Annotated in this window: 11 protein-coding genes; 4 read left to right on the forward strand and 7 right to left on the reverse strand. The window is 68.4% G+C overall.

Features of this window, described 5'->3' with window-relative positions; all coding sequences use genetic code 11:
• Nucleotides 1-75: 75 nt before the first annotated feature.
• The 4 genes from SACE_RS12645 to SACE_RS12660 all read right to left on the reverse strand — a co-directional run bounded on the left by SACE_RS12645 (nt 76) and on the right by SACE_RS12660 (nt 5,566).
• Nucleotides 76-1,260, reverse strand: a complete 1,185-nt coding sequence (locus SACE_RS12645; RefSeq protein ID WP_021342228.1) for a DUF418 domain-containing protein — start codon at nt 1,258-1,260, stop codon at nt 76-78.
• 697 nt (nt 1,261-1,957) lie between these two features.
• Nucleotides 1,958-3,343, reverse strand: a complete 1,386-nt coding sequence (locus SACE_RS12650) for a GMC family oxidoreductase (RefSeq protein WP_231849992.1) — start codon at nt 3,341-3,343, stop codon at nt 1,958-1,960.
• An 81-nt stretch (nt 3,344-3,424) separates the two neighbouring features.
• The gene (locus SACE_RS12655) at nt 3,425-4,513 is read right to left on the reverse strand and encodes a VanZ family protein (RefSeq protein ID WP_231849993.1); all 1,089 of its coding nucleotides are present in this window, start codon (nt 4,511-4,513) and stop codon (nt 3,425-3,427) included.
• A gap of 57 nt (nt 4,514-4,570) precedes the next feature.
• Nucleotides 4,571-5,566: a YdcF family protein gene (locus SACE_RS12660; protein ID WP_009950507.1), complete on the reverse strand. Its 996-nt coding sequence runs from the start codon at nt 5,564-5,566 to the stop codon at nt 4,571-4,573.
• A 401-nt stretch (nt 5,567-5,967) separates the two neighbouring features.
• Between SACE_RS12660 and SACE_RS12665 the strand changes: the two genes are divergently transcribed.
• Nucleotides 5,968-13,074: a type I polyketide synthase gene (locus SACE_RS12665; protein ID WP_009950505.1), complete on the forward strand. Its 7,107-nt coding sequence runs from the start codon at nt 5,968-5,970 to the stop codon at nt 13,072-13,074.
• Nucleotides 13,071-14,567, forward strand: a complete 1,497-nt coding sequence (locus SACE_RS12670; protein WP_231849994.1) for a flavin-containing monooxygenase — start codon at nt 13,071-13,073, stop codon at nt 14,565-14,567. Before SACE_RS12665 ends, SACE_RS12670 begins: the two co-directional genes overlap by 4 nt.
• Before the next feature lie 123 nt (nt 14,568-14,690).
• Here SACE_RS12670 and SACE_RS37570 read toward each other — a convergent pair whose 3' ends face one another.
• From SACE_RS37570 to SACE_RS12680, 3 genes are all read right to left on the reverse strand, one after another.
• The gene (locus SACE_RS37570) at nt 14,691-14,867 is read right to left on the reverse strand and encodes a hypothetical protein (protein ID WP_011873752.1); all 177 of its coding nucleotides are present in this window, start codon (nt 14,865-14,867) and stop codon (nt 14,691-14,693) included.
• A 247-nt stretch (nt 14,868-15,114) separates the two neighbouring features.
• The gene (locus tag SACE_RS12675; protein ID WP_009950501.1) at nt 15,115-15,759 is read right to left on the reverse strand and encodes a response regulator transcription factor; all 645 of its coding nucleotides are present in this window, start codon (nt 15,757-15,759) and stop codon (nt 15,115-15,117) included.
• Between the two features lie 205 nt (nt 15,760-15,964).
• Entirely contained in the window at nt 15,965-17,389 is a 1,425-nt protein-coding gene (locus SACE_RS12680) for an MFS transporter (RefSeq protein WP_009950500.1), read from the reverse strand.
• Between the two features lie 1,226 nt (nt 17,390-18,615).
• Here SACE_RS12680 and SACE_RS12685 point away from each other — a divergent pair.
• Nucleotides 18,616-19,713 carry an AMP-binding protein gene (locus SACE_RS12685; protein ID WP_009950499.1) on the forward strand — a complete coding sequence of 366 codons (1,098 nt, stop codon included), beginning with the start codon at nt 18,616-18,618 and terminating at the stop codon, nt 19,711-19,713.
• Nucleotides 19,713-21,158 (forward strand): aldehyde dehydrogenase family protein, encoded by a 1,446-nt coding sequence (locus tag SACE_RS12690; RefSeq protein ID WP_009950498.1) that lies wholly within the window; start codon nt 19,713-19,715, stop codon nt 21,156-21,158. The genes SACE_RS12685 and SACE_RS12690 overlap by 1 nt, the downstream gene beginning before the upstream one ends.
• Nucleotides 21,159-21,288: the final 130 nt, after the last annotated feature.

Consider the following 21,288-nt stretch of genomic DNA (forward strand, 5'->3'; position numbering starts at 1 on the left):
CTGGTCGCACGAAGCCCGGCTGTGAGAACACCATGGGGGCCGGGAATACTGGCCCGGCCCCCATGCTCATCTCGATCAGCGCGAGACCAGCCGCGCCGGCCAGGCCGAAGCGCGGTGCAGCGCCCACTCCAGGGGCCCGCGCCCGAGAATCCGCCGCCACGTGGTCGTGATCAGCATGGCCGCGGCGACCAGCACCAGCCACGGCAGGTACAGGTGTTCGGAGATCACCTGGCCGAGCCGGTCACTGCCGACCGCCTTCAGCGCCAGCAGGTGCCCGACGTAGGCGGTCAGCGCGAGTGCCCCGACCGAGGAGATCGGAACCAGCACGCCACGCAGCCGCTCGCCGAACAGGCACAGGCCGATCACCGCGATGGCGACGCCGGAGGCCCCAACGATCTCGAACGGCGTGCCGCTGTGCGCGCTGGCGGTCAGCAGGAACACCGGGTCATGGGTGGGCACGGTCCCCAAGGCGGAGGACAGCACCATGTCGATCATCTGCGGTGGCATTCCCGGCGGCATGAGTGAGAGCAAGTGTTCGCGGCCGCCGAACACGTTCAACGCCAGCCAAGACCCGCCATACCCGAGCACGCCCAGGCCGATGCCGATCGCGATCAGCCGGCCGCGTACGGCCCGCAGCTCCAGCCGCCCGAGCGCCATCCCGGCCAGCAGGAATGGCAGCCAGGTCAGCACCGGGTAGGCGCCGGTCAGCAGCAGACCGTGGCAGAGCTTCCACAGCCCTGCGACGGAGGTGAACTCCGCGAATGTCGGGTGGTAGCCCATCTCGTCCATCTCGATGCCCTGCCGCAGGACGAACGACAGCAGCGGCCCGCCGACCGCGAACGCCGCGGCCAACATCGCGAGCGCCTGCGTGCGCAGCCGCAACAGCGGGACTGACAGCAGGAACAGCACACCGTAGAAGGCGAGGATCACCATCGCGGGCGCGTGCAAAGTGCTCAGCGCGAGGCCGAGCAGGAACAGCAGCACCGCACGGATCGCGATCCGCATCCGGGAACCGCCTCGCCGCGCGCCGGCGAACGGCGTCGCCCCGCCGCTCATCAGCGCGATCGACACACCTGCCAGCACCGCGAACAACGCGGCGGCGCGCCCGCTGACCAGATCGTGCAGCCAGCCGACCGGGATGGTGTGTGCGGCGAACATGCCGAACACGGCAAGTCCGCGCGCCACGTCGAGCCCGACCAGCCGGGCTGTCTTCGCGGGTAACTCGGTGGAGATCCGTTCCGTGTGCTCAATCGTTGTCACGGCTCCAGCATCCGCTGGCACGGCCCGATCCTGGATCAATCATCCGGTCAGAAGCCATAATCCTTTAGGCCACTCCGGTATCGGCCACCCGGCTGCCGCCCAGGCAGGTCGCCCGAGGCGGATCGTTCGATATGGGCGGTTCGGCGGCCGGGAGCGGTGCGCTCCGTACCACCGGTCCCGGCTGTCCGGACCGGTGCCGTGGCTTGCACGCTGATGGCCTGTGGGATGGCCAAACCAAGGTGGCCAGTACCGCGCCCAGCGTTAGAACCTGAGTCAGGACCACGCGCCGCCGCCGCTGGCCGGAAGGAGCCGGGCGGACTTTCCGCCGAGCGGCGACGCCGGCCGGGCGACGCACTCTCAATCCGACCGGGCGCGCGGCCTGCCCGCCACGTCGGCGCCTCCCACAACGTGCACGACGATCGATCATGAATCGTCACCGTGCCACTACCGATCTGATCGGCGCGGGAGCCGCTTCGCGACATCCCAGGTTCACCCGCCCACAAGATCACCGGGTTACGAGACATCGTTTAGGTAGACCAAGCGTTGCGCGACAAGCCGTGTGCTTCCGAACTGATTCGCGGGCGTGGTGGGCACTATTCGATGACCTCACTGGGCACGCCAAGCGCGAGTGCCTGCTCATGCAGGGCGGCTCCGGCCGTCCGCGGCCGGTGAGGTTCGCAAGACCCGTCTGCGGGTTCTAGGCGGTGATCAGGTCCGCGGCCTTCTCGCCGATCCTGATCGATGGAGCGTTGGTGTTGCAGGACGGCACGACCGGCATGATCGAAGCGTCCGCGACCCGCAGCCCTTCGATCCCGCGGACCCGCAGGTCCGGGTCGACGACGGCGAGTTCGTCCACGCCCATCCGGCAGGTACCGGCCTGGTGGTGGTAGGTCCCGACCGAGCGGCGGGCGAACTCGCGGATGTCGTCCCGCGAGGTCGCCTCCGGCCCCGGGGCGACCTCGCGCTTGCGCCACTGGTCGAAGGCCTGCTGCGCGCCGACCTCGCGGCTCATCTCGATCGCGTCGCACAGCGCCTCGAGGTCGTACGGGTCGGCGAGGATCCGCGGGTCGACCAGCGCCGGCGTGGCGGGATCGGCCGAGGCCAGGCGCAGCGTCCCCCGGGACTTGGGCGCGACGAGCCCCGCGGCGATGGTGTAGCCGTGCTCGGGCATCTCGTAGCCTTCGGCCGGGTACACCAGGTGCAGGAACAGCGGCTGCAGGTCCGGCGCGGCCCCGGTCCAGCCGGTGCTGTCGGCGTAGAACTGGGCCTCCAGCAGGTTCGCCTGCCCGTCCGGGAGCGGCTTGGTGGACTCGTAGACGACACTGATCAGCGGGTGGTCGTGCAGGTTCTCGCCGACACCGGCGAGGTTCTCGACGACGTCGATGCCGAGGTCGCGCAAGTGGGCCGCCGGGCCGATGCCGCTGCGGAGCAGGATCGCGGGCGAGTCGATGGTGCCCGCGGACAGGACGACCTCCGCGCCGGCGCGCGCGACGTGCCGCTCGCCGCCCAGGACGTACTCGACGCCGACCGCGCGGCCGTTCTCGACGACGACCCGGTCGATCAGGGCGTCGGTGGTGACGGTCAGCGCCGGGTGGCCGAGGATCGGTGCGGCGAAGCTCTGCCAGGCGCTCATCCGGCGGCCGTCGCGGACGGTCATCTCGTTGAAGCCGGCACCGCGCATGTCCTCGCCGTTGAAGTCCTCGTTGCGCTTGTGGCCCGCGGCGAGGGCGGCGTCGACGAACGCCTGCGAGGTGGGGTGCGGGTCGGTGATCGGGCTGACCGGCAGCGGCCCGCCGGTCGCGTGATGGGCGTCGGCACCGGCCAGGTGGTCCTCCGATCGCAGGAACAGCGGCCGGACGTCGTCCCAGCCCCAGCGGGTGCAGCCTTGCGCGACCCAACCGTCGTAGTCGCCGCCCAGCGGACCTTGCCGGGACCGGAACCGCGTCCGGTGTTCTTGCGTGCGGTCCGCGGAATCACTCCCCGATCGCCGGTGCGGTGGCGGTGCGACGGGAGTCCCGCGCCCCAAGCGGCTGACGCCGCTCGTCAAACAGATCCTGGGGTTGGCCGGTGTCGGAATCGGCACCGGCCAACTGTCCGAGGTGGACGCCACGTCACCGTGCGAGGCTGCCGATCATAGGTTTGCCCAAGTCGCGTGCCGACCCGGTTACGCGCTCACGACGTCTGGTTGCCGGAGCGGTGTGCGGGCGTCGGTCATCCGCAGCCGTGCGGCAGCACAGGAAAGGCCCCGGTATCCGGATGTGGTGAACAGTCCGATGAGCGAGGCCACCGGGAAGATGCCAGCCAGGACAGAGAAGGCGGCCAGGCCGGACGGTCCGCCGGGGAGCTCGCCAAGCTGTACCAGTAGCAGATAACCGCCGGTACCTGCCAGGCTCCGCACCAGTCGCGGTCCGACGCCCGGTGGGTGCCCGTCAGCGGTGGTCACTCGCAGGTGCACGATGCGCTGGCCGATGCTGGTCGCGCTGCCTGCCAGGGGAAGTGCGATGACGAGCACGAACCACGGCAACCAGGAAGCGGCGAGCTGGTCCGCCTGGCGGGTGGGGAAGATCCCCAGCACGGTGCAGATCGAGCTGACCAGGACGGTTGAGAGTTGGAAGAGCAGCAGGTCGCACAGGGACGCCAGAAGCCGCCTGGACCTGGTGACCGGACGCGGGGCTCCCGGCTCGGCGGTGAGCCGCTGCCCGGGCACGGCGCGCAGAACGGGCGCAGCCAGCGCACCAGCCAAGCCGCCAAGACTGTTCGCCATCAGATCGTCCACATCGAACAGCCGATAAGGACACGGGTACAGGAACCAGATCCCGGTCACCTGCGTGACCTCGATCAGCAACGAGCAGGCCAGAGCGATGACCGTGGTGGCCGCCACGCTGCGGCCGAACATGTGCCGGACGAACATGCCCAGCGGCACGAAGAGCGACACGTTCAGCAGCACCTGCGTCAATGCCGGATTGCGCAGTGTCGCTCCCAGCCCGACGCCAACGGCCTCCTTCTGCATGTCGTGCAGGAAGTTGAACGGCACCCACTGCGGCGGCCACATTCCTGAGGTGGCGCAGAAATCCGGTGTCAACTCCGGCAACGGTATGAGGACGTAAGCGATCAGGCCCAGGCCGTACAACAGACCGGTGAAGGCGAGCGCGGCATTGCCAATGCCGAACTCTCCGCGTCGCCGGTATTGCTGTGCGACATATGGGACGAACAGCATCACTGCAAGCGCCAGCCCGATCGCGATCGCCAGCACCGCCGGCACCATTCGCGTACTCACAACATGTTTCCCCTCGCCGAGCAGATTGTTTGATCACAATGCGGACAGGACGCTGGTGCTGATCAGCAGTGCGCACATGCCGAGGTTCAGCACCCGGTGCGCCAGGAAGATCGCTATGAACTCCCGGATGATGGCGCTGGGCCAGAAGTAGCGCGCGGTCCGCGAGCCGATCACCTGGCCGTTGACCTTCTCGCTGCGGGCGGTGCGTGCCGCCCGCATAACGTGGAAGTTGTTGGTGACCACCAGGCAGCGGTAGTCCGATCGGCGCTCCTGCATGATCGCCTTGCTGAAACGCAGGTTCTCCTCGGTGCTGCGCGACTGGTCCTCGATCAGGATCCGGTCTTCGGGCACACCGCGGGAGCCGAGGTAGTCGGCCATCGCGCGCGCCTCGGGCACGTCTTCACCGGGCCCCTGTCCGCCCGAGACCACGAGCATGGGGTCACGGCCCTTCGCCTGCGCTGTCTCGAACACCTCCCGCCCCCGGTCGAGCCGGCTGGCCAGCAGCGGCGGCACCCGCGAGCCGATCAGCCCTGAACCGAGCACCACGACGAAGTCGACATCGCGCCGATGCCGGAGCATGCCGTAGACGAACGCGTACAGAAGGAAGCACACGAACAGCAGCGAGACATAGGCGAGCACGCTGCCCACCGCGTCCATCGCGACCTGCAACGGCCGCCACCTGGTGCTGTTGGCCAGGGCCCTGAGCGCGATCAAGGCGATGATGCCGACTCCCGCTGCCAACGAGAGCAGGTTCGCCAGGCGCCTGCCCTCGCGACGCAGCATCGTCAGCCCGTTGGCGATCAAGAACCCGGCCAGCACCACAGTGGACAGGGGAACCAGGAAGACCAGCACCACAAGCGCGATGGCAGCCGTCGGCTTGGAGACCGCGCTCAGCGCCAGGAGCAGTCCGCAGACCGACGGAACCAGGGCGAAGAACAGGTAAACGCCGTTGCGTACGAGTCGGCGATCATAGAGAAAACTGACGATGAACAGCAGGAAGAGGGCCCCGGCGGCCCCAAACAGAAGCATGGCCGGAAGGCTAGCCGACCAGTAGGCGCCGCAGCCATACGCCCGACGGGTCCACTCGATCTCAGAAATTCGATAGACAGTGGCGAGGCGCCGAATCGACTTGTGTCTGGTTGGACATTGGACTCGGCGTTGCGGTCCACCCAAGGACTGGGAACTGGCAGGCAGTGGACGCGGCATCCCACTCTCCCGGAAGCAGGCAAGCGCCGATCGGACTCGTTGCTCGAGAGAGCAAGAGAGAAACCGATGGCCAGCGTGCCCGGTCATTCAAAAGTTATCTCCGCCGGGGACAGAGATGCAGGCTGTGATGTCCTTCGGGGCAAAACCACGTCCGTTCATGGTCGCCCGGGACTTACATTTACCGAAGACGATCGCTGCTAACTGTCCCCGCGGAGGAGTTTGTCATGGTCTCACCTGCGGCCCATGTGGCCTACACGGGTCCGGAACAGGCCGGCCCTGACTTGGTCACTGAGCGGGACGGTGAGACTTTCGAGCACGATCCGGTCGCCATCGTCGGCATAGGTTGTCGCTACCCCGGCGGCATAGAAGACCCGCGCAGCTTCTGGGAGCTGATCGCCTCCGGTACGGACGCCATCGTCGAGACCCCGGAAGACCGGTGGGACGCGGACGCGTTCTTCGACGCGGACCCCGCGACGCCCAGCCGGATGCTCGTTCGCGAGGGTGGATTCTTGCGCGCGCCCGTCGACCGGTTCGACGCCGGATTCTTCGGCATGCCCCCTCGGGAAGCCGCGGCACTGGATCCCCAGCAGAGACTGCTGCTCGAAGTGACCTGGGAAGCGTTCGAAGACGCGGGGATCCCGCCGAGCTCGACCGCCGCGGCGAATGTGGGTACCTACATCGGAGGGTTCACCTTCGACGCGGCGACCCACCAGCTGTCGGAGGCGAACCGCCACCTGGTCAGCGCTGCCACCTCGACCGGCGTGAGCATGACCATACTCTCCGCGCGGCTTTCGTACGTCTTCGACTGGCGCGGACCGTGCCTGACCATGGACACCGCTTGCTCGTCGTCGCTGGTGGCCGTCCATCAGGCGTGCGCCGCGCTGGCCCGAGGCGAGTGCGACCTCGCGGTGGCCGGCGGCGTGAACGTGATGGTCAATCCCGTCACCACGATCCTGATGTCGAAGGGCCAGTTCCTCTCGCCCGACGCCCGTTGCAGGTCGTTCGACCACCGCGCCAACGGATACGTGCGGGGTGAAGGCGCCGGCATCGTCGTGCTCAAGCCCCTGGCAGCCGCCGAGCGCGACGGCGACCACGTCTACGCCGTGGTCCGGGGGACCGCGGTGAACCAGGACGGCCGTACCCCGGGAATCACCGTGCCGAGTGCTGAAGCGCAGCGTGCGGTGATCCGGCAGGCGTGCCGGATCGGCGGTGTGGCGCCTGACTCGGTCGGCTACTTCGAGGCTCATGGCACTGGAACCGCGGTGGGTGACCCCATCGAGGCTACGGCGATCGGTGAAGTGCTCGGCGACTCGATCCGGACGCATTGCATCGGCTCGGTGAAGTCCAACATCGGCCACACCGAGGCGGCTGCAGGAGTCGCCGGGGTGATCAAAGCGAGCTTGTGCCTCGAGCGTGGCCTCATCCCGCCGAACCTGCATTTCGAGCGGCCCAACCCCAACATCCCGTTCGACACCCTGCCGCTGCGGGTTCCTACGGAGATGGTCCCGTTCCCCCAACAGTCCGGGCCGAGACGCGCCGGCGTCAACTCCTTCGGTTTCGGTGGGACGAACGCGCACGCGGTCCTCGAGCAGGCACCGGGCGCTCGTCCTGCGGCGAACGACGAGCACGACGACGGCAGCCCCCAGCTGCTGGTGCTGTCGGCACGCAGCCCGGAGGCATTGCGTGCGCAGGCCGATGCGTACGCGACGCTTCTGGAGCAGCCGGAGGGCCCGGCTCTGCAGCGGGTGTGCCGAGCGGCCTCCCGGCAGCGAGATCACCATCCACTGCGGACTTTCGTCGTGGCCGGTGACCCGGCGCAGGCGGCGGAGCAACTACGGCAGATGGATGTCTCCGCGCGCCGGGCGACGCACAGCGAGGTGGCGTTCGTCTACACCGGTATGGGGCCGCAGTGGTGGGGGATGGGTCGCGAGCTGCTGCGTGAGGAGCCCCGTTTCGCCGAGGTCGTGGCCGCGTGCGACGAGGTGCTGGAGCGCTTCGGCATGTCGATCTCCGACGAGCTGCTGCGTGAGGAAGAAAGTTCCAGGTTGACCGAGACGCTGTACGCGCAGGTCGCCAACTTCGTGGTGCAGGCCGGGCTCACCGCGCTCTGGCGTGACTGGGGCGTCGAGCCCGCGTTGATCGTGGGACACAGCGTCGGTGAGGTGGCCGCGGCGTACGCGGCGGGTGTGTACTCGCTGGAGGACGCGCTGGCGGTCAGCTTTCACCGTGCGAGTCTCCAGGCACGCCTCGCCGGCCGAGGCGGCATGGCGGCGGTCGACGTACCAGCGGAGGCTGTGCGACAGCACCTCGTCGAGGGAGTGGACATCGCCGCGGTCAACAGTCGGTCCTCGACGACGCTGTCCGGCGACCCCGACGCCATGAACGTGGTGACGGAGCGCCTGCGCGACTCCGGTGCGTCGGTGAAGGTGCTGCGGGTCGAGGTGGCCTACCACAGCCATCAGATGGACGAGATCCACGAGCCGTTGCTGGCTGCGCTACGTGGAATCCGGCCGCGCGAGGCCAGGATTCCGCTGTTCTCCACCGTGACCGGCGATGGGGTGAAGGGGACGGAACTGGACGCCGGGTACTGGTGGGGCAACGTCCGGCAACCGGTGCGGTTCGCCGCGGCGATACGCAAGCTGCTGGCGTTCGCGCCCGATGCCGTCCTGGAGGTCGGACCGCACCCGGTCCTGGCGACGGCGATCGACGAGGCCCTGGCCGAGCGCGGCAGCGACGCCGTGCGGCTCGCCTCGCTTCGCCGAGACCGCCCGCAGCGCCAGCAGGTACTGGAAACCCTCGGTGGCCTGTACGCGTGCGGTGTCGAGCTGGATTGGCAACGCGTTCATCCGGGTCCGCGCGAGCGGCTCGAACTGCCGCGCTATCCCTGGCAGCGAGAGCGCCACTGGGTTGAGTCGGCGGCGTCCCGGCAGGCGCGGCTGGGCGCTGACGGCCCACGGCTGGGCGGGCGCGCCGTCGCAGCCGCCACACCGGTCCGCGATGTCGAACTCTCGGCGGCCGAGTTCCCGTACCTGGCTGATCACCGAATCGGGCAGACGGTGGTCTTCCCCGGCTCCGGATACCTCGAAGCGGCGCTGGCCATGTTCCCGGACGACGTTCCCTGCGTCCTCGAGGACGTCGTCTTCCAGCGCCCGCTCGCGCTCCAAGCACGCTCCATCACCACGCTGCGCATCGGCTACGACCCTGACCATCGTCTCGTAACGCTGCACAGTCGCGGGCAGGACGACGAAGCCGTCTGGACGCTGCACGCGCAACTGCGTCGCCCTGACCTTGCCCGTCCGCGGCTGCCGCAACCCCGCACCGAGACACTGGCGGAGCTGACGCGGGCCTTGACGCCGGTCGGCCACGACGAGGTGTACGCACAACTGGACGGCAGCAACCTCAACTACGGTCCGGCGTTCCGCGCGGTCGACCAGTTGTGGTACCGGGAGGAGACCGGGGAGGTCTTCGCCGAGCTGAGCCTCGACACCGTCGACGCACGGGGATACCGCCTGCATCCGGCACTACTCGACGCGGCCCTGCAGGCCGTGATCGCCGGTGCGCTGCGGTTCTCCAAGGACGCCCGGGGTGCCACCTACGTGCCGGCCAGCATCGGCGAACTGCGCTTCTTCCGCTCACCCGGCAAGCGGCTCTGGCTGCACGGAAGCGACCGGCGCAGCACGGTCCCCGGACGCCTTGAGTGCGACCTGACACTGGTCACCGATGGCGGCGAGGTCGTCGCCGAAGTCATCGGGTTGCGAGCACAGCGGCTGGCCGAGGACGACACCGAGCAGCAGAGCGGATCGCAGGAGCTGTACTACGAGCACGCCTGGCATCCGGAGCAGTTGGAGGGCACCGGCGACGCGGAGGGCACCTGGATCGTCGTCAGCTCGCCGGCGAACGCGGCGGTTCTCGACCAAGGACTGTCCGAACGGGGCGGCAAGGTGCTGCACATCGCGCCGAGCGGGCAGGAGTGGCCCGCGGAGGTGGTGGCCGCCCTCGGCGGTGACTCGACGTGCCGGGGTGTGATCCACGTCAGCGACGCCGGCGTGCGCGACGCGCCGGCATGCGCGCCCGTCACGACACCCTTGCAACTGGTGCAGGCCCTGTCCGGTATCGATGTGCCGTTGTTCCTGGTCACTTCGGGTGCGCAGAGCGTCAGCCCCGACGATGCCACGACGGACCCGTCCGCGGCGTCGGTGTGGGGGTTCGGCCGGGTGGTCAACGCCGAGCGCCCGGAGCTGCGCTGCAGGCTCATCGACGTCGACGCCGAGGTCCACGTCGCCGCCGATCGGGTTGTCGAGGCGCTGCTCGCCGAGTTCACCCATGACGCCCTGGACGAGGTGGCGCTGCGCGGTGGCAGCCGGTACGTCCGCAGGCTCGAACACGCCGCGGACCGGTCCCCGCTGCGGCACGTGAGCACCCGCACCGACAGCACTCCGGTCCGCCTTCGCAACGGCCACGCGGGGCTTGACGGCCTCGGGTTCGAGGCCACGGGCCGACGGTCTCCGGGGCCGAACGAAGTCGAGATCGAGGTCGCCTACGCCGGGCTCAACTTCAAGGACGTACTCAAGGCGACCGGGCTGCTGGACCCGGAGGCAATGGAGGGCAGCCTTTCACGGGAGACGCTCGGGCTGGAGTGCTCGGGCACCGTCCTCCGGGTCGGCGAAGTCGTCTCGGGGCTCCGGCCCGGCGACGAGGTCTTCGCCCACAGCCGCGACCTCTTCGGCTCACACGTGACGCTCGACGAGGTCCGTGTCGTCAAGAAGCCGACGACGCTGTCGCTGGCCCAGGCCGCGTCGCTGTTGCCGGCGGTCACAGCACACCAGTCGCTGGTGAGGCTCGCCGGCGTGCGGCGCGGCGACCGGGTTCTGGTGCACTCGGGTGCCGGCGGGGTCGGGCTGGCGGCGGTGCGCATCGCGATGTGGCTCGGCGCCGAGGTGTATGCGACTGCGGGGAGCGAGCAGCGCAGGGAGCTCCTTCGCCGCGAGGGCGTGGCCGGAGTGTCCGATTCCAGGTCCACGGCATTCGCCGACGACATCCTGCGCTGGACCGACGGTGCGGGGGTTGACGTCGTCGTCAACTCGCTGTCCGGCGAGGCACTGCACAAGAGCATCGGCCTGCTGCGGCCGTTCGGCCGCTTCGTCGAGCTGGGCAAGGCCGACATCGCCGCGGACCACGCGTTGCGCCTGGCTCCCTTCCACCGTGCCCTGTCGTTCCACGCGTTCGACTACGACCAGATGATGCTCCTGGATCCCGAACGCGTCCGCACCTGCATGCGCGAGGTCGCGGACCTCTACGACGAAGGAGCGGTCGCTCCGCTGCCGGTCACCGAAGTGCCGGCCGCGGAGGTGGCTACCGCGTTCCGCGCGATGACGCACAGCGAGCACAACGGCAAGATCGTCGTCCGCGTCGCACGCGAACCGGTTGCGGTGCCGGCCTCGTCGATCACCGAATCACCGATCAGCCACGACGGCACCTACGTGATCACCGGAGGCCTGGGCGGGCTGGGACTCGCGGTCTCGGCGTGGTTGGCCGACCGCGGCGCGCGTCATCTGGTGCTGACGGGCCGGCGCGGCATCGCCACTCCCGAGGCCGAGCGGGCGGTGGCCGATCTGACGGGCCGGGGAGTCGAGGTTCGTGTCGAGCAGGCTGACGTGGGCGACCGCGACCTGATGGAAGGGGTCTTCGAGCGGGTGCGCGCGCAGATGCCTCCTGTCAGGGGCATCATCCACGCCGCGGCCGACTTCGACGATGTGGTGCTCTCCGACACCGACGCCGCGCGACTGGTGGCGGCCACCAGGCCGAAAGCGGACGGGGCCTGGAACCTGCATCTGCTGAGCGAGTCCTGCGACCTCGACTTCTTCGTGCTGTTCTCGTCGGTCGCGGCGCAGATCGGCGCCGCCGCGGCGGGCGCCTACGCGACGGCCAATGAGTTCCTCAACGCCCTGGCGCGCTACCGGCGCGCTCGCGGTCTGCCGGCCACCAGCGTGGGCTGGGGGATGATCGACGAGGTCGGCGTGGCTGTCAGCCGGAACGGCACCGTGGGCAACGTGCTGCGCCGCAACGGACACATCGGCTTGCCACCCGCACGGCTGGTCGCCGAGTTGGAGGCGCTGGTGCGCACCGCTCCGGTGGAGGCGTCGGTGGCCGACATCGACTGGAAGCGCTGGGCGCAGGCCAATCCCCAACTGGCCCCGTTGCCCCGGTACCGCACGCTCGTCCCGGCCGCCGGTCCGGATGCCGGAGGGCAGGCGTCGGTACCGGAGCGCTTGCGGAACGCCACCTCAGAGGAACGCGCCGCCCTGCTGCCAGAGCTCGTCACACCTCTTCTGCAACGGATTACAGGACTCTCGGACCAGCAGCTCGACGATCAGCAAGCGGTCGACATCGATTCCCTGGCCGCGGTGGAACTGAGGGTCCTGCTCCAGAACACGCTCGGTGTCGCGGTACCGGCCGTCAGACTTCAGCGAGACCTGACGGTTACCAGCCTGGCCGGCCTGCTGGCCGACGAGCTGGAGCGGGCGCCGGTGGACACGTTCCGCCCGCTCGAGGACATCGTCATGCATGAATTCGTGTCATCGGACGGCCTGACGATCTACGGACACCTCAGTCTGCCCGCGGGTCCCGGACCGCACCCGGCAGTGGTGGTGTGCACCTCGGGAGAGGGCGGGGCATTGGACGACGAGGGGCGCTACGCCCACATCAGCGAACACACCCCGCTGCACGCGGCCGGGTTCGCGGTCTTCACCGTCGACCAGCGCGGAGCACCCGGGCACGGCGCGGATTACCGCGCACGCCCCGAGATGGGCGGCCTCGACATCGACGACGTCGTCGCCGCGGCCCGCTACATCGCGGAGCTGCCCGAGATCGACGCGGCGCGGATGAGCGTTCTCGGTACGAGCCGGGGTGGCTCTTCGGCCTTGCTCGCGCTGGCCCGCGAGCCGTCAGTATGGCACCGTGCCGTGCTCATCATGGGTCTGTACGACCCGGGTGTCCTGATGGCGGCCGAGCAGTCCAGTCCCGGGGCGCTGCTGCCGGAGCGAGCCGAGACCGGGTCGGCCGAGGTCAATGCCTACCTCGCCGCGCCGCAGCGACAACCGATGAGCCTCTTGGAGGCGGTCACAACCCCCTTGCTCCTCGTGCACGGCGATTCCGACGAGATCGTGCCCGTCGCTCAGGCCCACCACTTGGCGGACCGGGCGCAGCAGCTCGGGTTGCCCGCTCAGCTGGTCACCGTACCCGGTCTGGGCCACGACAACGACCACGCCGGTGAGCCATGGGTTCACCTGTGGCCCGAGATCGCTCGCTTCCTCAGCGAGGACCCGCGATGAGTGATGACATGGTGCGCACGGAAGTGCTGATCATCGGAGCTGGTATGTCCGGCCTCGGTCAAGCCATCGAACTGGCGAGGTCCGGCGTGGACTTCCTCGTCCTGGAGAAGGCGCATGATGTTGGGGGAACATGGCGCGACAACACCTACCCGGGCGCGTCATGCGACGTCGAGTCGGTTCTGTACTCCTATTCTCGGGAACGCAAACCGGACTGGAGCGCCGCCTTCGCCGGCCAAGCCGAAATTCTCGGGTACCTGCGAACCGTCGCCCGGCGCCGTGGTCTGCTGCCGCGGATCCGCTTCGGTGTTGAAGTGACCGAAGCGCGGTGGGAATCCAGCACCGGTGAGTGGATTGTCTCCACCGCGTCCGGGACTACCTACATCGGCCGCTTCCTCATCCTCGGGGTCGGCGGCCTGCACGCTCCACAGGTACCCGACCTACCCGGTGCGGACTCCTTCAGTGGAGATGTCTGGCATTCTTCGTGCTGGAACCACGACGCCGACCTGACCGGCAAGCGTGTGGCGCTCGTGGGCGTGGGCGCCTCCGGCGTCCAGCTCGTTCCACATCTGGCCGAAAGGGCCTCGGAACTGACGGTCTTCCAGCGAACCGCGGCATGGGTGCTGCCGAAGGCCGACACTCCCGTCCCCGCCTGGCGTCAGCGCCTGTTCCGCTGGCTGCCCTGGACACAGGCATTGCACAGGCTCAGGATCTACCTGCGCCGCGAGAAGAGGGGCATCGGGTTCCACAGCCGCCCGGATGCGATGCGGGTGGCTGAACAGGTGGTGCTCAGGCAGATCGAAGACCAGATCGACGACGCCGCGCTGCGTGATGTGGTGACCCCGAAGTACCGCATGGGTTGCAAACGCGTGCTCTTCTCCAACGAGTACTACCGGACGCTCAACGCACCGCACGTTCACGTCGTCGCGGGCCAACCGGTCGCCCTGCGGTCGGACGCCGTCGTCGACGATGCCGGCAACGAGCACAAGACCGACGCGGTCATCTACGCCACGGGGTTCGACGTGACCGGCTCGTACGATCGGATTCACATCGAAGGCGTCGACGGGCGCGTGCTCAAGGACGAATGGCTCAGCGCCCCGCGGTCCTACAACGGTGTCGCGGTACCCGGCTTCCCCAACATGTTCGTGCTCCTCGGTCCCAACGGCGTCGTCCCCTACACCGCCGTCGTGGTCAACATCGAGGCGCAGGCGCGGTACGTCGTCCGCGCGATCCGTGCGACCCGCTCGGCTCGTGCGCGGGCGCTCGCCGTCCGGCCGGAGGCGGAGCGACGCTTCCAGGACGAGCTGCGCGGTAGGTCCGGTCGCACGGTCTGGCTCGCGGGTGGCTGCCGCAGCTGGTATCAGAACGGCTCGCCGTCCGGCACCGTGCTGTGGCCGGGCTCCACGCTGGAGTACCGCTGGCGGCTCCGCAGGCTGCGTCGGCGTGATTTCGTCTTTATACCGCTTCAGAACCGGGAGTTCATGCGCGCTCGCTGACCTGGTATTGGCAGCGCGACTCCGCAAGATGAGAGACCTGGTCGGCCGGTGTCCACCAGATGGGCACCGGCTGGCTGAACCAGCACAGCCCGCGTCAGCCTTGGCCAGGTGGGCAGGCTAGGGCTACTGTCCCTCGCACTCGCGCTTCTGCTGGGGCCTGAAGCTGTATTTGGTCACCAGCCTGGACGGCATCGCGCTGGCGTGGTGCCTGGCCGCCCTGGAATCGGCGAACGCGAGGTCGCCGCCGAACCGCTGGGCCACGCCCACGACCTCGCGGCCCTGGCCAGCGGGGTTTCGCAATCGGCGACAAAGGCTGGCCGGCAGGGACTTCCAGCGCGACATGGCCGAACCCGGCATCACCTTCATCCGGCCTGACCGCCGCGATGAGAACCGCTGTCACGCACCCTCGCGCTGATCCGGCAACGCATCGAGTCGACCATCAACACCGCCAAGGCCCAGCTCTCGCTCGAGGGCCATGGGGACCGGGCCCCGGCGGTCAAACGTTCCCTCATCGCCTACGACCATTGAGAGCCCGGGAACCAACCATCTAGATGAGGCCGGACCGTATGGCGTAGGAGACCGCATGGGCGCGGTTATGCAGGTTGAACCGGTTCGTGAAATTGTAGAGCACGTTCTTGACGGTGCGTTCGGAGAAGTGCAGTTCTTGCGCTATGTGCTTGAGATCGAACCCTTCGGACACCATGCGGAGCACATCGATCTCGCGATTGGTTATCCCGGACATGGCCAGGTCCTGTGGCGCCAGCACCTCGCGGTAGACCCTTTGCACCTGATCGATGAGCGCGCCTTGCAGCGAGTGGGGAAAGAAACCCCCTCTTTCGCCGAGCGTGCGGATGGCTTGGAGGAACATCTTGGCGTTGAAGTCGCGGCGCCACAGGACGGCGCGCACGCCCAGTTCGAGCGCTGTGGGGATATCGGCGTTCCAGCGGTGCTCCACCAGCAGGAGGAAAAGGGCGGTAGTGTTGGCGCGGAGATCCCGCAGGGTGGTCATCGTGGATGAGTCGACGTTCTTGACCGCGACCACGAGCACATTGGCGTCGTCCTTGCCGGCCTCGGTGATACGTGCGTCTCCGGCCAGGAAACTGGTCAGCCCTATGCGGGTCAGGGAGTCCGATATGTGTATGGCCACGCGGATCTTCTCCGTGGTTGTCTCCGGCATGGCGAGGTCCCCCATTTCGGTAGTATCAGTGGTGTGGAGTTCGGTCAGCAGGCAGCACCTGACCGTCTGCGCCGCGGTGCTTTTCGGGCGCGGCGGAGTTTCAATGAAGGAACGATCGGTCGAGCCGGTCGCGCAAGCCCGGCGAAACGAATTCCCGTCCGCTGTGCCCGGGGTGCGCGCCGCGGCAGTCGGCTGTCGGGAAACCCGGTCGGCCGCCGGGCTAGAGAATGGTCTGGACAGTCGTCACCGGGAGGGCGGAGCGTGCGGGCTTGCGTTCTCCGGGGTCGCTCTCGTCCTTCATCTTCAGGGTCAGCAATGCCACGCCGAAGTACATGAGGCTGAACGTCACCGCGACGCCGCCGCCACCCACCAGCGGGTAGAGGACCGTCACAACGACGGGGCCGACGAACGCCGCGCCGCCGGCACCGAGGTTGAGCACCGCCAGCGCCGCGCCTTTGTCCTTGCGCGCGACCATCGAGGGCATCAGCGCCGACAGCGGTACGAACCCGGCGAGCAGCACGCCGTAGAGGACGCCGAACGTCGCGGTCACCGCGAAGTTCTGGGCGGCCACCGCGCCGAAGTACCATACCGGCGTGGCGATCGCGCAGCCCACGCAGCCGAACCAGGTCACGGTGCGCCGCCAGCCGAAGCGGTCGGCGAAGACGCCGAAGAACAGGTTCGCGGCGATGTTCGCGCCGTAGGCGATGGAGGCCAGCGATGCGATCTGGGCGGCGCTGAGGAACCCGCCGCCCGCGGCGGCGGGGCCGAAGACGAACGGGAACATCGCGAAGAAGCCGTACTGCGGAGCGGTGTTGACGATCCGGACGAGCCCGCCGGCGAGGGTGCGCCGGTCGCGCCAGAGAATGCCCACGCCCTCACCCAGGCGCCTGAGGCTGCGTGGGTTGTCGACGCTGCTGTCAGCGATCGGCTGGAGGCCGTGCTTTTCGCGCACCGCGAACGAGCCGAGGAGCACCCCGACGCTCACCAGGACCATCGACAGCACGAGCGTGTCGTACAGACTCATGCCCAACGGGCCGATGGCAAGCGCGGCGACCGCGGCACCGAGTGTGGGCAGGCCGCCGGTGAAGGCGAACCAGAACCACCCAGCGACCGACCCGCGCATGCTGGCCGGGCTGGCGACTTGCGCCCACACCAGGAAGGCGAACGCGAACAGCGGGTAGGCGAAGCCGCGGACGCCGTAGGCGGCCACGATAAGCGTGGCGCTGTGCGAGGGGATGGCCACGAACAGAAAGAGAGCCTCGAAGACGATCCACCACGCACCGCCGAGCCACATGACCCGTCGCGGGCCCCAGATCGCCGACAGTGTCCCGGAGAACCAGGCGGCGATCATCGCCGCCACGCCGTAGAGCGTGACCGTGGCGAACGAGGCGGTCGCTCCGGGCAGGCCGCCCCCCTCGGGTTGCTGCAGGTAGTCGGACAGGTAGGTGGTCTCCACGCCGTCGCCGACCATGAAGATCAGCACGGCGACGAAACCCCAGAACAGCCTCTGCGGGATACCGATGCGCTCCAGCACGCCTGCCGGGTTGCCGAAGTCGCCGGGTTCGGCGTCGTCCTGGGCGATCCGGCGCGGGTCGGAGGGTGGGGACTGACGGGGCATCACGATCTCCAGGGATCGGGCGTACACGTCTCCTGACGTGGCGGGCGTCAGGCTCTCGACGTGATCTGCGACACTGTTTCGCGAAGCAGAGTATCATGTGGCGCGTTCAAGTTAACATACCTGTAGTTAATTTTCGGGACACTGAGAGCGCTGCACGCGCTGACTGGTATCGCGCCGTCACGGCCTGCCCACGAAGCGAGGCCGGTACGACGTCTACCCGCTCGCGCATCTCCTCGGCGACCCGGTCGCCACCTGTCCCGTCCGCGGCGCCTGGTCGAAGGCGCTGACGCGGCCGGTGCGGGATGGCGCAACCCGCCTCGCTGGCGCCCGTCGTCGACGCCGTTGTCGTCGCTGTCCTGCCTCTTTGGCGCTGGTGCCATCGGGCCTGCTTGCCTGGTGGGTCACAGCGCCGCTTGGGCGGCGGCAGGCCCCGGGCAACGTGCACGTGATAACTAACAGTGACAATGTTAATGTTCGGCCCAGGATCTCGGGGCCGCTTCAGGTTGCCGATCTGGCGGATGCGGGGAGCCCGAACCGCGCGATCCGTTCCACCTGTACTGCCGGCGGCTCAGAAGATGGAGGCCGCGGTCGATCATCACGGACTGGCCGGTCATGTAGTCGGAAGTCTCCGAGGGTGAGGTTGGGCAGGAACACGGCCACGTACTTCGGCACCGACACCCTGGCGAGGTGGACCGGTGGGCACGCGCAACCCGCGAGATGAGGCACTGACCCTGCTCGGTCCGGCAGGGGCGCGCCGCGGTGAACCGCAAGGTGGATGTGGACCCCGACGAGTCGTGGTGGAGCAGCCCAGGCCAGCCGCCTTCAGTCAACGAACGATGTGCCGGCGCAGTCCTCGGCCAGCCGTGGGATGAGCGACCCGGTCACCTGTCCGATGTCGTCGGGGAACCGGGCGTCTTCGGTGATCAGTGCGTCAACTGGTGGTAGGCAGCCCGGCGAGTGCGGCGGGACCTAGTTGCGGAAACTACGAGCGTCCGGCGCGCGGCATCCCGAAAGATCGAACGCCCGTTGGTCGCACCACTGCCGCACCTTCGCGCCCGACCGGCCGAAGGGTCCGGCGGAGCCGTGGATCGCTGGGGACCTTCGTGCAACTTGGCGAGCACTACCAGGCATGACCACTTGAAACCCTTGCGGGGACGCCGCAGCATACATGTCATCGATCACAGCGATGAATAGCACGCTGAGGCGATCACCAGTGCTTCCGAGTAGCACCACCAAAAGTTTGGGGACCATCGATGTCCGACCGCGTGGCGACTCCTGATCTGTACGCCGACCGGAACTGGACCGAGACCGACTTCATCTCCGCGGCGATGGAATGGCATTTCGATCCCCGGACAGGTTCGCCGTTCTGGTTGGGGAAGGCCGGCTCCCTGGGGTTCGACCCGCGCCGCGACGTACGCACGCACGCCGATCTCAGATTGTTCCCGAACGTTGTCAACGAACTCCGGGACGCACCGCTGGAAGCCCTCATCCCGCGCGGGTACGGACGGGCCGATGTCATCGGTGCGTACGACAGCGGCGGAACGACGGGTGCGCCGAAGCGCGTTGTCCTGGTGTCCGACTGGTTCGAGCGCTCCCTGGTGTGGAAGTCGGCTCGCATGGACGACTTCGGGTGTCCCTCCGGAGTCAACTGGTTGACCGTCGCGCCCAGCGGTCCGCACATCTTCGGCCGGCTGATGGCCGAACTGCCCAGAATGCGCGGCGGCATAGGTTTCACGGTCGACCTGGACCCCCGATGGGTTCGCAAGTGCCTGAGCGAAGACCGCGCGCAGGAGGCCGAACGCTACGCCGAGCACGTTGTCGACCAGGTCGAGACGATTCTGGCATCGCAGGATATCGGTGTGCTCGTGGCGACACCGCCGCTGCTGGAGCGCATGGCCGACCGCGACCGGCTGCTCAAGCTGATCAACGAGAAGGTCAAGCTGATCATGTGGGGTGGTGCCCACATGGATCCCGATACCAGGCACGTCCTGCGAAGCGAGGTGTTTCCGGATGTCGCGCTTGTCGGCCAGTACGGCAGCACCATGATTCTCGGCGGCAGCATGGAGCGCGCCGACGGTGATCCCGGCGCCCGCTCCTGCGTGTTCGACTCGTTCTCGCCGTACACGACGTTCTCGGTCGTCGACCCGGATTCGCGCGTCGATGTCGCCGAAGGCGAACGCGGACAGGTCGTGATGCACCACATCAGCAAGTCCCTGCTGCTGCCGAACAACCTCGAACGCGACATGGCTACCCGCGTCGCCCCACCGGCGGGGGCGCTGGGTGTGTCGGTCGCCGACGTGTCCCCGGTCGCGATGTTCGACGACTCCGAGGTCATCGAAGGGGTGTACTGATGACGACTGTGCGCCGGCTTGACGCGCTCGGCGTTTCCGGGCCGTTCAGCACATCGCGGACCGCCGAGGTGGTCGGTGTGAACGATGCTTTGATGGCGGAGTTGAGCCTGGTTCCCCGGTTGTACGTCAAGCGGAACCTCGACGCGCTCCGCCGAGCGCGGCCGATGCCGCCCGGAGAACGCGCCGATCGACTAGCGGCGGTCGGCGAGCTGTTCATGAACGAGGTGGACGGCATTTCCTTGCGCGAACACGAAACGGAGGTATGCCGCGCTTCGGGTGTGGCCATGCCCGTTGTTCGCGATGCCAGCCGATCGATCGCCCGAAGCGCTGCCGCAGCAGAGGAGTCGGTGCAACAGGCTCGGCCGGTCGGAGCCGTGAGCGACTGGCGCGCCGGCGGCGAAGCCGGGGCGGTGTGGGCGCGCAAAGGCGAGGTCTTCGCCGTGCTCGCGCCCGGCAACCACCCGGCTACGCACGCCGCGTGGCTCGAAGCCCTGGCCATGGGCTATCGCGTGGCGATTCGGCCGTCGAGGCGGGAGCCGTTCACCCCGCATCGTCTGGTCAGCGCGCTGCGGCAAGCCGGGTTCGGTAGCGACCAGGTCGTCCTGTTGCCCACCGACCACACCGTGGCCGACGTGCTGGTGCAGGCAGCCGACCTTGCCATGGTCTACGGCGGTGACGAGGTCGCGGCCACTTACGGGGCGCGTGCGGATATCCTCGTGCAGGGCCCTGGCCGTTCCAAGGTGCTTCTCGCCGACGGCCACAGCGAGCGGCACATCGCCACGGTGGTCGACTCCGTCGGCGGGCATGGCGCGACGGCCTGCGTCAACGCCACGGCGGTGTTCGTCGATGGTGACGCCCCGGGCGTGGCACGCGAGGTCGCCCGCTCGCTGTCGGAGATCGTGGTCCGCCCGCCTGAATCCGACGACGCCGTCCTTCCCGCGTTCAGGGTTGAACGCGCGAAGGCGCTCCAGAACTACCTGCGCGGCAGGCTCGATACCGCCGAAATGATCTCAGGCCCGGATCTCGTCGCCGAACTTCCCGGCGGGGGAGCAGTCCTTCGGCCGGCGGTCATGCTGCTGGACCGGGCGGACGCGCCGCAGGTGAACATCGAGCTGCCGTTTCCGTGCGTGTGGGTCGCTCCCTGGTCACCCGCCGACGGGGTCGCTCCACTGCGGAACACCTTGACGCTGACCGCGATCACACCCGACGAAGATCTCCTGACACGGCTGGTCGAGGAACCGTCGATCAGCAACGTGCACGTGGGCGACCGCCCCACGTTCCTCATGGGCCCAGGACTCCCGCACGACGGTCACCTGGCGGAGTTCCTGATGCGCAGCAAGACCGTCATCCGCGATCGGTCGCCCGTGCCCCTGCCTCGTCCGGAGGGCGAGCGCTTGACCGGTAAGGAGTCCTTTCGCATGAGGGAGGTTCATGGTCTCGGGTGAGATCTGACCAGCGCGATCACCTCCGCTGCCCGGCTCTTTTCCGCGGGCCCCCGGGGATTGCTCGCGCGGCAGGGTCGGCCGCCTGGTGCGGGTGGTACTTCGGAGTGGCCAACGAGCGGTGGGCCTGGGG

Source organism: Saccharopolyspora erythraea NRRL 2338 (genome assembly GCF_000062885.1).
GTDB classification, from domain to species: Bacteria; Actinomycetota; Actinomycetes; order Mycobacteriales; family Pseudonocardiaceae; genus Saccharopolyspora_D; species Saccharopolyspora_D erythraea.

Bases quoted from the DNA above. Each gene is read 5' to 3' on its own strand.
- SACE_RS12660 (WP_009950507.1), bottom strand. From the start codon at position 5,566: ATGCTTCTGTTTGGGGCCGCCGGGGCCCTCTTCCTGCTGTTCATCGTC.
- SACE_RS12665 (WP_009950505.1), top strand. From the start codon at position 5,968: ATGGTCTCACCTGCGGCCCATGTGGCCTACACGGGTCCGGAACAGGCC.
- SACE_RS12670 (WP_231849994.1), top strand. From the start codon at position 13,071: ATGAGTGATGACATGGTGCGCACGGAAGTGCTGATCATCGGAGCTGGT.
- SACE_RS12675 (WP_009950501.1), bottom strand. From the start codon at position 15,759: ATGGGGGACCTCGCCATGCCGGAGACAACCACGGAGAAGATCCGCGTG.
- SACE_RS12685 (WP_009950499.1), top strand. From the start codon at position 18,616: ATGTCCGACCGCGTGGCGACTCCTGATCTGTACGCCGACCGGAACTGG.
- SACE_RS12690 (WP_009950498.1), top strand. From the start codon at position 19,713: ATGACGACTGTGCGCCGGCTTGACGCGCTCGGCGTTTCCGGGCCGTTC.